The sequence below is a fragment of the Costertonia aggregata genome, assembly GCF_013402795.1.
GTDB classification, from domain to species: domain Bacteria; phylum Bacteroidota; class Bacteroidia; order Flavobacteriales; family Flavobacteriaceae; genus Costertonia; species Costertonia aggregata.
This window is the reverse complement of sequence record NZ_CP058595.1, coordinates 3,678,507-3,691,476: the sequence shown is the minus strand read 5'-3', so window position 1 is coordinate 3,691,476 and position 12,970 is coordinate 3,678,507. Positions and strand designations below refer to the sequence as shown.

Sequence of the window (12,970 nt, the reverse complement as noted above, 5' to 3'; positions counted from 1 at the left end):
TTTGAAAGAGGGAAAGGGTGTTTTGGGTAAGTCAACCCAAAAACTTTGCCTGCAATTCGGGTGTGGGAATCATACAGTCATCCTGCTTACCATACCATTTGTATCGATTTCGGGCGACAAAGTCATAAATAATGTTCCGAAAACCACTCGGAATCAATTTTAATAGGGATGAAAGAGTGCGGTACCCCCTTAAATGCTTGCCTATTTCCAAAGCGGCATCCGATTTTGTATAATATGCAACTCCCGGTTCAATTAGGATGATGGAATCTATTTGAGAGGTGTCCAAGCCGCGTTCAGAAACAAGCTTTTGGCCCACCTCGCTTTGTAGAGCGGCATATCTAAATACATCGTTGGTATCGCGCTTGATCACAAATTGAATAGAGGCATTGCACAGATTGCAAACCCCGTCGAATAGTACAATTTTTTTATCATCTTCCATTGAGTTGACTTTATTCGTTTCGAATATAGAGAGCACTTTAATTTACGATCAAATGGTTTAGACCATTTACACTTAGCTTTACTACCAGTTTCAGAACGATAAATACTTTAACACAAAGATACAATGCGGACATATGAAAAACTAGTGGTTCCAATGTTTCCGAGATATATGAAAATTTAGATTTCCCAATCACTTCTCTCGCTTCGAAATGACCGCAGCGAATGAGTTGAACTTTATAAAAAACATCAATCATTTTTTCTCGGTAAAACCTCTAAAATAGAGGGAATTACACTTAAAATTAGGAGTGATACTTTAGGTCTTTCGTTTTGAGGAAGATTTGGGCGTACTTACCAATTCCAACTGATTTACCCCCACATTCGTAGTGAACATGCCATAATTTACGACAGCTTTACCTTTTTCCAGTTTGTCAACGGTACCTATGGCCTTGCCATCGTGCATACGAACACGGTCCCCAATTTTTAGGACAGGTCTAGGTTTGTTCTTTTCTTTAAGTACCGCTTTAGTTTTCTCTACCTTCTTTTTTTCACGGATGACTTTGACCTCTTTTTGTACTTCCTGGGCTACCTTTGCCTTTTTTGCACGCTCTGCCTTGGCCTGATTGGCCGATTTTTTCTTGCGTTTACTGTTCTCGGTCTCTACAATGCGGATAAGCTCTGAAACCAAATTACGTTTTTTGTTATCCTGAAAATATTTGTCGGCCGCTACGTTTACTTTGTTGCCCAGCTGTATCATGCGTTGGTCATGATCGTACAGCTCCTGATAGTTTTCCAGCTTGGACTTGATCTTGGCGTTCAATTTTTCCAAGCGTTCGGCTTCCGCTCTGGCCTTGGTCTCCTCTTCTTGAAGTTTTGACCCGGTTTGGGCCATTTTGCTGCGTTCTTTTTGCAATTTGGCAATAGTCGCATCAAATCGTACTTTGCCACGTTCTATTTTTTTCTTTGCCTTATTGATGAGCGAGTAGGGGATTCCGTTTTTTTGTGCGACCTCAAACGTAAAAGAACTACCTGCCTGTCCCAAGACCAATTGAAAAGTGGGCTGTAATGATTTGTTATCAAACAACATATTGGCATTTGTGGCATTCGGCAATTCGTTGGCCAAAACCTTAAGATTGGAGTAGTGCGTAGTAATTACGCCGTAAGCTTCACGCTCATAAAAAACTTCCAAGAAAGCCTCGGCCAATGCGCCGCCCAACTCGGGGTCGCTTCCCGTTCCAAATTCATCGATCAAGAACAGGGTCTTGTTATTGCACCGTTTCAAGAACTGGTTCATGTTCTTAAGTCGATAACTATATGTACTTAAATGATTTTCAATGGATTGGTTGTCACCAATATCCGTCATTATCTTCTCAAACAAACAAACGGAACTACGTTCATGAACCGAGATCAACAATCCGGATTGCAGCATAACCTGTAACAGACCTATCGTTTTCAAGGTGATGCTTTTTCCACCGGCATTGGGTCCCGAAATAACGATAATACGGTTCTCGGGATGCAACTCTATAGTCTGGGGATAAGTTTTCTCGTCTTTTTGCTTATTGTTCAAAAAAAGTAGGGGATGATAGGCATCCCTTAAAAAAAGGCGTTTGTTTTCATTGATTTCCGGCAACAAGGCATTCATTTCCTCAGCGTATTTCGCTTTGGCCGCCGTGACGTCAATATGGGTCAAAAATTCCTGATATTGTCTCAAGAGCCAGGCAAAGGGCCGTATTTGATGGGTAAGCTGATTTAAAATACGCTGTATTTCTTCCCGCTCCTCAAACTCCAAATTGTTGAGCTCTCGGCTATATCTCAAAGTAGCTTCGGGCTCTATATATACAATGCTTCCGGTTTTGGAAGTGCCCATGACCGAACCCTTCACTTTTTTGCGATACATAGCCTTAACGGCTAAAACACGACGGTTTTCCACAACCGATTCCCGAATCTCGTCCAAAAAATCCGATGCGTGGTATTGATTTAGGGCCGCACCAAAGCTTTGCCCGATTTTACCCTTAATACCCTGCTTTTGCTGGCGAATACTTCTTAGGTTTTCAGATGCGCTGTCCTTTACCTCTCCAAACCTATCGATTACAGCATTGATAAGTTGCGGAATTTCGGTTTGTAACTCCAAACTTTCAGAAAGTTCAAAAAGCAAAGGGTAGTACTCCTTAAATTTTTTCAAAAACTTTTTTTGGGTTGTTACCGTATCACAAATGGATGAAATACGTCGAAAGCCCTGAATTTCAAGCGTGGTATTCTCTACTTTGAGTAACCTTAAATCGGCATTTATACTATCAAAACCATGATTGGGCATTCGGGTATCGCTTTGCAACGAGGTAAGGTATTCCGAAGTTTGGCCCAAAACTCTCAATATAACGGACTTTTCAGCAATAGGTGCGATTTCCAAAGCAGATGCTTTGCCCGGTTCGGTGTTGCAACGTGCGGCCAACTGCTGTAAAACGGTTGGAAATTCTAGGTCTTGAAGCGTTTTATGGTAAATGTTTGCCACTATTTGGTATTAATCAGCGGCAAAGGTAAGGATTGGGGGCGAGATGTGGAATTTGAAGGTTTATGGTATCAGTTCAGGAAAAATATTCATATAATTTCGTATTATGATAAAGTCAATACCATTATTTTTTTCCTGTGTTAAGATTAACTACCTTTTTTCGTTTTCCTGAGGATAAAGGCGGTATTTCGTCAACCATTTCCAACGCTATTACCGCATCGTTCCCAAAATCCTCTTGAAAGCTTTGAATTAAAGCATCCCTATGCTCAAAACTACCAGTATGGGTATTTAGTTTTATCAGATATTTTTTCTCTTTGACTTGAATAAATTGATATTGTTTTATCAAATGATAAAACGGATAAAATTTAGTGTATATCAGAAACGGTGAAATAGCCTCTCCGTTTGTATTGAAAACCGAGTCCATCTTTCTACCCTCTACACTTGTGAGTTTGGGGAATGGAGCGTCTTCGGCCAGCAAGGTGTCAAAACTGGCGATGTCTCCCGTATCGTATCGTATCATCGGCATACAATAATTGAAAAGGTCGGTTATAACTATTCTTCCCTTTTCGTTGGGCTCTGCCGGCCTATCCGAATCCATCTTAAGTATTTCCAAATGATAACTCGCCCAATTGATTTGGAAATCGGTTTTTTTGGCTCCAGGAATTTGTTGGGCAATAATACCAATTTCTTCGTTTGAGTATCTTGAAACCACATTGGCGTTAAAGTACTTTTTCATTGAACTTTTTACGTAGTCGTTCAAATGTTCCGAAATTGCTATAATTGATGCTATTTTTAAATTGGTAAAAGGTTTTGAGCCAATTTTGTCCAGATGTTGACATATGTTCTCAAATGCTGAAGCAAAACCGACCAAGTTTTTGGGGGATGTATCCTTTTTGAGATTGGCTATAAAAAGGTCAATATCGGCATCATTGAATTTTGAAATATCAACATATACCAAATTTTTCATCCATGCTTTTAGAGGTGTCATCATATTGATATTACGCCAAACCTCAATGTCATATAGACGCTGACCTACCTCATAACCAGCTTTTTTTAAGAAAAAAATAGTGTCGGCAGTATTTCTGTTTTTTTTATTTTGATCTTGATATAAAAAAAATGGTACACCTGTTGAACCACTTGTAGCAACTTTGAATTTTGGACGGTCTAGATATACTGTGGATTTAAAGGCCTCAAAATTTTCTTGAACTATCGTTTTTTTGATGACAGGAAAATTACTAAGAGCTTCGTTTTGCTTAAAGTCTTTATAGTAGGGCGTTGTCGATGCAGCGTGATTTAAAATGTCGCCAATAAGCTTATTTCGTGTATGCGAAACTGAACTAAAGTTGTTTTTTTGACTGTTTATAAACGCTATTTCTTTATAATGTTCAGATATTTTGCCCCCTTTTATGGCATCAACGAACCAAAATAGTTTACTTCTCAACAATTGCATCATAGACTCTTATCCTCTAAACGTTTTCAGCGTAAAATTCCAAGTTATTTTTCCAAAAAGTATAATACTCAGATACAGTTTTTTGTGTTCGGAATTTAATTTTTTCTTAAATCTAATGGTGGATTTATTGAAATATTCGCTTACACTGTATTTATAATCTATATTTTCATTTTTCAGCATTTCATAGCACTCATAGCGCAGGTAAGGAGCCATGTTTTTACCCCTGAACTTTTCAAAAGTATACATGCTATGTAGATATACTTCATTCGCTTTGAACTTAAATTCCCTGTCCCTAAAATAAAAACTGTCAGGCTTTATGAAGGTATATGCAGCGATTTCGTCATTGTGTTTTATACCGATACATATTTGACCTTCACGAATGTATTGTAACAAGTCTTTCTGCTCAATACCGATAATGCTATTTTTAATTTTTATAACATCTTTCTCATCAAAATTCATGACCCTAAAACCAGAGATGTCCTTTCCTCGTAACTTTGGCGGGTTAGATAGGGGTGTGGCTTCTTCCAGCACCCAATAATACGGCATTATATCTATACCAATACGCGCTAGCCTATTCCTAAGCCCATGCATGAACAGCCCATGGCGAAGTATATTCCAAAACCACTTGAATCTATAAAATTTGTCATCTTTTTCAACTTCCATTTAAGCTAGGTTGATTCTGTATACTTTCTGCCATACTGACCATCACCAGGTGCTAGGTTCATTTTTTTTCTAAATTCCGAAGGTAGCATAACCTTACGTTCATTTGCTTTAGCTATGACATGTATGCGTTTTATTAAATCTATATTCATTGCCAATTTTGTACGAGAAGCATCGTACCAAATATTGTCTTCTATACCCGTTCGCACACCGCCACCTGTAGCAATAGCAATAGAGTTCATCATCAATTGGCTGTTGCCGATCCCCGCTAAGCTCCATAAAGAATCATTTGGCAAATCGTTGATCAATACCCCAGTGTGTAGAAGATTAGGTTGTGCACAAGCAATATTACCCAAAAGTATATTAAAGTAATGGGGCGCTACCAACAGTTCTTTCTTCTCTAAATATTTTGCATAGTTTATCATGCCCGAGTCAAAAACTTCCAGTTCGGGAATAATGCCTTTGTCTTTCATCATCTTAGCCAAGTCCATTACCATTTGAGGGGAATTTACACTTGCCGTCTTATTAAAATTGAGTGAACTCAAGGTCAAACTACCCATGTCCGGTTTTGCCCAATCGCTTAACAATAAGGGATCTGAACGTTTTTCAAGCTCACTGAAATCCCTACCACTGAGAGAAACACATATAACCAATTTAGGCGCAAACTTGCGAATGCCCAAAATTATATCCGAGTAGATTTCCTTTTTATAACTAGGCACATGTGAGATAGCGTCCCTGGCATGTAAATGAACCATAGTTATCCCTATTTCACAAGCCGCATGAACATCTTCTACAATTTCGTCAACACTTACGGGAACATACGGTGTCATCTTTTTTGTAGGAATCATACCGGTCGGCGTAAAGTTGATAATGAGGTTTTTGTGCATCTTATTTACTTTTGAGATTTAGATAAATATCATATTTTATGGGTTAAATTGAATTATATTACTTTTATTTTTGATACGCTAACAAAATATAATAGGCACCCAAATATTTATATTTATGGATGTAAAGATACACCCAAGTTGGAAACAATACTTAAAAACGGAATTTGAACAGCTTTATTTTAAAAGGCTTATCAATTTTGTTAAACAGGAGTACACCCAACATACCTGTTATCCCAAAGGTCCCCATATTTTCGCCGCATTTGACCACTGTCCGTTTGATGCAACCAAGGTCGTGATTATTGGTCAAGACCCTTATCATGGACCGAACCAGGCAAACGGACTTTGTTTTTCGGTAAAGGATGGAATCCCGCATCCGCCTTCACTCATCAATATTTTCAAGGAAATCCAAACCGACATAAACACAACCTATCCCAAAAGCGGTAATCTGGAACGTTGGGCCGACCAAGGGGTTTTATTGCTCAATGCTACATTGACCGTAAGAGCTCACCAAGCAGGAAGCCATCAAAATAAAGGCTGGGAAACTTTTACGGATGCTGTTATCAGAAAATTATCACAAGAGAAAGAGAATCTTGTTTTTCTACTTTGGGGAGGCTACGCAAAAAAGAAGGCCACTTTAATAGATAAAAGCAAACATCATATATTAACCTCTGGTCATCCTTCGCCTCTGAGTGCCAATCGTGGGTACTGGTTTGGAAACCATCACTTCAGCAAAACCAATGGGATTTTGCAAAATTTAGGCAAAAAACCTATAGCTTGGTAAGGATTTGTTCCACTTTTAATTTTTTATCAATCAACTTTAAGTCAATCAGGATATCTTGCACTTTTTCAATGGTTTGCGAATCCATCTGCGACTGACTCCACTTTGTAATCGATAACCATTCTTGTATATCCTCCAATTTTTGCCTGTAGCGATTGGCCAAAGTGCGATCTATACTGGGAATTGATTTAAATTCCTCGGTATACAGATTTATAACTTCTAGAATATGCCTTAAAGTTTTCATATTGTCCGTTAAAAAAGCTTCGGTTGCCGCAATCACAAAACAAGGCCACGGTGTAGGACAATCACCTAACCTACGAAAGGTGCCATTATCTACCAAAGGTTTTGTAGTGAAGTGTTCCCACATAAAATAGTCTGCCTTGTTATTGGTCAAGCCTTCAATTGCTCCGTCCAGATTATTTATGATTTCAAATACTAAATTTTTAGTACTCCATCCTTGGTTTTGGGCATTTACATAGGCCATAAGATGACTACCACTCCCAAATCTACTAATGGCAGCTTTCGAGTTTTCAAGGTCATCAATATGCATAAGTTGACTTTTGGCCCCAACATGAATTCCCCATAATAGGGGCGAAGCTATATATTCTTGCACTAATTTAACCGTATTACCATCGATAATGCTTTTAACGAGTCCCTCGGTAAGGATAATGGCCAAATCGGTCTCTTCATTTTTGAGCATTTGGCACATTTTCCCTGTACCTTCGGGAATATCCGTCCATTGTAATTCAATACCTCGTTCCTCAAAGGCACCTTCCTCTATGGCCAAATGCCAAGGCAGGTTAAAATGCTCGGGGACCCCTATGATTCTTACAGTTTTCATTTGATAATTATGGATAAGGTCTGCTTGATCAGTTCATCAATGGCCTTTTCCGGATTTTCAGAAAATTCCCCCGTGCCCCTGTTGGCCAAAATACAGTTTAGGGAAAGTGCACGGTGTCCTAAAAGTTGGGAAAGACCATAAATACCAGAAGTTTCCATCTCTAGATTGGTGATTTTCAACCCTTGGTATTCAAAGGATGCCATTTTCGGATTTAATGTAGCATCTTGTGTACGCAAACGTAATTTTCTGCCCTGAGGGCCATAAAAACCTACATTGGTGGCTGTAAACCCTAGTTGAAAAACATCATTGTCAAAATCGAGCATTAAATCCCTACTGCCCTCTACGATATAGGGAATGGATTTATAAACGGACCAATCCGTATGGTCTATAAAAGCCAATTGCATTTCAGGAAATTGAATATGCTCGCTTTCATAAAAATGAAGCAGGTTATCAAAACCAATGGCATACTCGCTAATCAAAAAAGAATCTACAGGAATATTAGGTTGAATGGCTCCCGATGTACCTATGCGAAAAATATCCAAGGTGGTTTTTTGAGGTTTAACGGTTCTACTCTCAAAATCGATATTCACTAAGGCATCCAATTCATTAAGGACAATGTCAATATTATCGGTACCAATGCCTGTGGATATAACGGTGATTCGCTTCCCCTTTAATTTTCCGGTATGGGTTATGAATTCCCGTTTCTCCTTTTTAATGTCTACGGTATCAAAATATTTAGAAACATGCCCGACCCTATCGGGATCCCCGACGGTAATTATGGTTTCTGCTATATCTTGGGGTACTAAATTGAGGTGGTAAATGCTGTTGTCCGCATTTAAGATAAGCTCGGAAGGGCTTAAACTCATACTAAAGTTTTAGAATTCGGTCAGAATTCGTGTTGTAGAGAAAATTGTACTTAAGAGCGCCGCCCAAATACACATCATTTTCCCGTATGTAGGAGTAATAGCTGGTTTTTGCTTCCAATATCTCTTTTCCCTTTTTGGTCAAACGCACAGGGTTGAAGGTAGAGTATAAAGGTTTTAATCTAGAGATGGTACGCTCATATTGTGTATCTCCAAAACCTAAAAGTCCTTGATTCTTGAGAATTATGCCCAGCAAAGCCTTTTTATTTTTTGGTTTTTCGGACACAGAAAGATTTAAAATATTGTTTTCCATGGCATTAAGGCCATTTTTGATGGAAGGAAATCTTTGTAGATGAATATGTATACTAGCCGAAAGATATTTAAAATTATAATTTTCATAATCGGTCAAATTCTCTAACCGTATGGGGTTGTCGCTACAATACAGCTGCCAAACATAATCTGCATATTCAACATCGTCCTGAGTCAACACTGTTTTATTTTCGTAGAGATTCAATAATTGATCATCCGATAGATCATTGAGCCCGTACATTTTGTCCGTTTTGTCTTCTTTACCACTACAGACCAAAGATATTTCGGCATATTTTCGATGCGTTTTCAGCCAGCTTAATACGGCTAGCATATTTATTTGGCAGAATAAATCGTATTCAAACCATAAAACGATTTGGTCTTGCTGTTTGTGATTACACAGAGAGCGGTATTCTTTAAGTGTTTTTTCTACAAACCACGATTTGGTAACCTTGTAGTTTTTTGATAAAAATTCAAAACGTGTCTTCCAAAAGGATTCGCTACCAACGTTAGTTTCCGTTTTGCCCTCACAGAGCATTTCGCGCCATGTGATAATGTCGCCTTTAAGTTTTAAACCTTCGAGTCTTTGGGTAAAACTATCGCCATTGGTAATATGTAGAAGGGAACTCATTTAGGTTGCTGTTTGTTGTTTGACTTATAAAAGTAACATTTAATCGAAAAGAAAGAAAAATTTTAACAAAAAACTACGCAACCATTTCAGTTTAGGGCATTATTATATGCGCTTAACCACAAACACGTTTTACTTTAAAACCTTTGTCTCTCAACAGCTCCATAATTCTATCCCTGTAATCGCCTTGTATGATGATTTTATCGTCCTTAAAACTGCCGCCAACACTTAATTTGGTCTTAAGTTCCTTTGCCAATTTTTTAAAATCGGAATCTGCACCCGTGTAACCTTCCAAGATAGTGATAGGCTTACCTTTTCGCTTTTCATATTTACATATAATAGGCTCGTCTTGAAGCCAAATCTCGGGTTCTGGCGCTTTTTTTTCTGGTTCCGAAGGAATATGTTCCGGAAATAGATTCTTGAGTTGATCTTTTAGGTCCATCACTTATTTTTTTATCAATCCTAGTTCAATCAACCGTTCATGTAAAAACTCACCTGCAGTAATATCTTCAAATAGCTTGGGGTGGGTATCATCAATACAATTTTCAAGACAGTTCAGCGGCATTTCGCTAATGGGATGCATAAAAAAGGGAATGGAATATCGGGAGGTGCCCCATAACGCTTTGGGCGGATTTACCACTTGGTGTATGGTAGATTTCAATTTGTTATTGGTAAGCCTGGAAAGCATGTCCCCGACATTGATCATCAATTGATCTGTACGGGCAATGGCATCGACCCATTCATCATCATGATTTTTAACTTGTAATCCCTTGCCATGGGCCCCCATAAGCAGGGTAATCAAGTTAATATCGCCATGCGCTGCCGCTCGAACCGCATTTTTTGGTTCTGAAGTGATAGGCGGATAATGTATGGGTCGTAAGATAGAATTCCCGTTTTTGATGAATTCATCAAAATAGTTTTCGTCCAATTTTAAATGTAATGCAAGGGCACGAAGTACATATTTGGCCGTTTTTTCCAGCATTTGGTAAGTTTCCTTACCAACCGTATTGAACTTTGGAAGTTCCTTTACCCAAACATTCTCTGGATACTCCGCCTCTAACGTAGGATTGTCATCAACATATTGTCCAAAATGCCAAAATTCTTTTAAATCTCCTTCTTTTCTGCCTTTGGCATGCTCTTTCCCAAAAGATGTATATCCCCGTTGTCCACCAATGCCCTCAATTTCATAAGCATCCTTTATGTCTTGCGGCAAATCAAAAAACTTTTTAATCTCTTCATACAGGTCTTCTACCAAGGCATCGGATAAAAAATGGCCGCTCAAGGCTACGAACCCTATATTTTCAAAAGCATTCCCTATTTCGTGAATGAATTTTTGCTTTCTAGCATGATCGCCAGAGGTAAAATCCTTTAAATCAACACTTGGAATATTGCCCATATTTTTATTTTAAAATTGATAATCAAATTTAATGAATTATATACGGAATCCCATCTGTTACATTGTTCCCATTTTTATGAATGCTTTTCGTTACATTTATCCTTTAAAATGATATGATTTTATGAATTACCCCAGCAAAGGTATCGGTGTCGAATTACTCATAAAACTTTATAAAGACATGCTAAAACCTCGCATGATCGAGGAAAAGATGTTGATTTTATTGCGACAGGGGAAAATTTCCAAATGGTTTAGCGGTATTGGGCAAGAAGCAATCTCAGTCGGTATTGCAAACGCCATGAAAAATGATGAGTATATTTTGCCCATGCACAGGAATTTAGGTGTCTTCACCACTAGGGAGGTTCCTTTGTACCGTTTATTTGCACAATGGCAAGGCAAGGCCAGTGGTTTTACCAAGGGGCGTGACCGTAGCTTCCATTTTGGCACACAAGAGCATAAACTCATAGGCATGATTTCCCATTTGGGCCCACAGCTAGGCGTAGCGGATGGTATTGCGTTGGCCAATGTGCTGAGAAAGCAAAAACACGTAACCGCAGTGTTTACCGGTGAGGGGGCTACAAGTGAGGGCGATTTTCATGAAGCGCTGAACGTTGCCGCCGTTTGGGATTTGCCCGTATTGTTTTGTATTGAAAATAATGGCTATGGGTTATCTACACCTACTTCCGAACAGTTCAAGTGTAAGAATCTGGCCGATAAAGGTGTAGGCTATGGTATGGAAGCCCATAAATTGGACGGGAACAATATTCTGGAGGTTTTTACCAAAGTAGATAAACTGTGTAAGGAATTGAGAGCGAATCCCAGACCCGTACTGCTGGAATTCGACACTTTTCGCATGCGGGGACATGAGGAGGCCAGTGGTACAAAATACGTTCCTAACCAATTGCTGGAGGAATGGGCGAAAAAAGACCCGATTTCCAATTACGAATCTTTCTTGGTTTCCGAAGGGCACTTGGACGAAATAAAAATCAAGGAAATCACATCTGAAATACAATCGGAAATTGATGAAAACCTACAATTGGCTTTTGAAGAGAAGGCTATTGAACTAGATGAAAGCAAAGAACTAAATGATGTATATTCAAGTTTTGACTATCAAGAAGTTGAACATGGTTCAGCGATAAAAAATATACGCTTGGTCGATGCCATTTCCGAGGGCTTAAAACAATCCATGAAAAAGCACGATAACCTTGTCATCATGGGGCAAGATGTAGCGGATTATGGCGGGGTCTTCAAAATAACGGAAGGGTTTATAGATGCTTTTGGCAAAGAGAGGGTACGCAATACGCCTATTTGTGAATCGGCCATAGTTTCAACGGCCATGGGCCTATCAATAAACGGAATGAAAGCCGTTGTGGAGATGCAGTTTGCCGATTTTGTCAGCAGTGGTTTTAATCCCATTGTAAATTATTTGGCAAAAGTAAATTACCGATGGGGTGAAAATGCCGATGTAGTCATACGCATGCCATGCGGGGCAGGAGTAGGGGCGGGACCGTTTCATTCCCAGACCAATGAGGCATGGTTTACAAAAACTCCAGGCTTAAAAGTAGTTTACCCTGCTTTTCCCTACGATGCAAAGGGGCTTTTGACCACCGCGATAAATGACCCGAACCCTGTATTGTTTTTTGAGCATAAGGCATTATATCGTAGTAGTTATCAAGACGTACCCGTAGATTACTACACCTTACCTTTGGGCAAGGCAAGCGTTTTAAAACAGGGAAAGCAAGTTACCGTGGTGTCCTATGGTGCAGGTGTGCACTGGGCCTTGGAAACATTGGAAGACTCCCCACAAATAAAAGCCGATTTAATTGATCTACGAACTCTGCAACCTCTGGATATTGAAACGGTATACCAATCGGTAAAGAAAACGGGGAAGCTGATCATTCTGCAAGAGGATAGCCTTTTCGGAGGGGTTGCCAGTGACATTTCAGCTTTGGTCATGGAAAATTGCTTTGAGCATTTGGATGCACCTGTAAGGCGTGTCGCAAGTTTGGAAACCCCTATTCCGTTTGCCAAGAACTTGGAGAACAATTATTTGCCCAAGGCACGTTTTAAAGCTGTTCTCGATGAACTTTTGGCGTACTAGCAATCGCATCAATATCATATCTTTTTGAATTGATCTTGCTTTATGGCCGTTTATACCTTTACGTTTTAACAATAGCTTAACGGGTGCAGAACATCAACGATTTTTGCATTATCGTATATAGT

Annotated in this window: 12 protein-coding genes; 2 read left to right on the top strand and 10 right to left on the bottom strand. The window is 39.2% G+C overall.

All coding sequences use genetic code 11. The features are described 5' to 3' along the window. Nucleotides 1-31 precede the first annotated feature (31 nt). The 5 genes from HYG79_RS16965 to HYG79_RS16945 form a co-directional block, all read right to left on the bottom strand. The gene (locus tag HYG79_RS16965; RefSeq protein ID WP_179243251.1) at nucleotides 32-439 is read right to left on the bottom strand and encodes a thiol-disulfide oxidoreductase DCC family protein; all 408 of its coding nucleotides are present in this window, start codon (nucleotides 437-439) and stop codon (nucleotides 32-34) included. Nucleotides 440-751: 312 nt separating this feature from the next. Beyond that, entirely contained in the window at nucleotides 752-2,944 is a 2,193-nt protein-coding gene (locus HYG79_RS16960) for an endonuclease MutS2 (protein WP_179243250.1), read from the bottom strand. Between the two features lie 121 nt (nucleotides 2,945-3,065). Then, complete coding sequence (locus HYG79_RS16955; RefSeq protein WP_179243249.1) at nucleotides 3,066-4,382, bottom strand: phenylacetate--CoA ligase family protein; 1,317 nt, start codon at nucleotides 4,380-4,382, stop codon at nucleotides 3,066-3,068. Nucleotides 4,383-4,400: 18 nt separating this feature from the next. Further along, complete coding sequence (locus HYG79_RS16950) at nucleotides 4,401-5,054, bottom strand: GNAT family N-acetyltransferase (RefSeq protein ID WP_179243248.1); 654 nt, start codon at nucleotides 5,052-5,054, stop codon at nucleotides 4,401-4,403. Between the two features lie 5 nt (nucleotides 5,055-5,059). Beyond that, nucleotides 5,060-5,938 carry a BKACE family enzyme gene (locus HYG79_RS16945; RefSeq protein ID WP_179243247.1) on the bottom strand — a complete coding sequence of 293 codons (879 nt, stop codon included), beginning with the start codon at nucleotides 5,936-5,938 and terminating at the stop codon, nucleotides 5,060-5,062. Nucleotides 5,939-6,053: 115 nt separating this feature from the next. Here HYG79_RS16945 and HYG79_RS16940 point away from each other — a divergent pair, with 115 nt between their 5' ends. Continuing rightward, complete coding sequence (locus HYG79_RS16940) at nucleotides 6,054-6,719, top strand: uracil-DNA glycosylase (RefSeq protein WP_179243246.1); 666 nt, start codon at nucleotides 6,054-6,056, stop codon at nucleotides 6,717-6,719. Here HYG79_RS16940 and HYG79_RS16935 read toward each other — a convergent pair. The 5 genes from HYG79_RS16935 to HYG79_RS16915 form a co-directional block, all read right to left on the bottom strand. Further along, nucleotides 6,706-7,557 carry a substrate-binding domain-containing protein gene (locus HYG79_RS16935; RefSeq protein WP_179243245.1) on the bottom strand — a complete coding sequence of 284 codons (852 nt, stop codon included), beginning with the start codon at nucleotides 7,555-7,557 and terminating at the stop codon, nucleotides 6,706-6,708. The two genes, HYG79_RS16940 and HYG79_RS16935, sit on opposite strands and share 14 nt — an antisense overlap. After that, complete coding sequence (locus HYG79_RS16930; RefSeq protein ID WP_179243244.1) at nucleotides 7,554-8,423, bottom strand: nucleoside phosphorylase; 870 nt, start codon at nucleotides 8,421-8,423, stop codon at nucleotides 7,554-7,556. Before HYG79_RS16930 ends, HYG79_RS16935 begins: the two co-directional genes overlap by 4 nt. Before the next feature lies 1 nt (nucleotide 8,424). Beyond that, on the bottom strand, nucleotides 8,425-9,357 hold the full coding sequence (locus HYG79_RS16925; RefSeq protein ID WP_179243243.1) for a DUF1835 domain-containing protein: 933 nt from the start codon (nucleotides 9,355-9,357) through the stop codon (nucleotides 8,425-8,427). A gap of 112 nt (nucleotides 9,358-9,469) precedes the next feature. Next, entirely contained in the window at nucleotides 9,470-9,796 is a 327-nt protein-coding gene (locus HYG79_RS16920) for a translation initiation factor (protein ID WP_179243242.1), read from the bottom strand. 3 nt (nucleotides 9,797-9,799) lie between these two features. Then, nucleotides 9,800-10,750 (bottom strand): isopenicillin N synthase family dioxygenase, encoded by a 951-nt coding sequence (locus HYG79_RS16915; RefSeq protein ID WP_179243241.1) that lies wholly within the window; start codon nucleotides 10,748-10,750, stop codon nucleotides 9,800-9,802. 121 nt (nucleotides 10,751-10,871) lie between these two features. Here HYG79_RS16915 and HYG79_RS16910 point away from each other — a divergent pair, with 121 nt between their 5' ends. Beyond that, complete coding sequence (locus HYG79_RS16910) at nucleotides 10,872-12,848, top strand: alpha-ketoacid dehydrogenase subunit alpha/beta (RefSeq protein ID WP_179243240.1); 1,977 nt, start codon at nucleotides 10,872-10,874, stop codon at nucleotides 12,846-12,848. Nucleotides 12,849-12,970 lie beyond the last annotated feature (122 nt).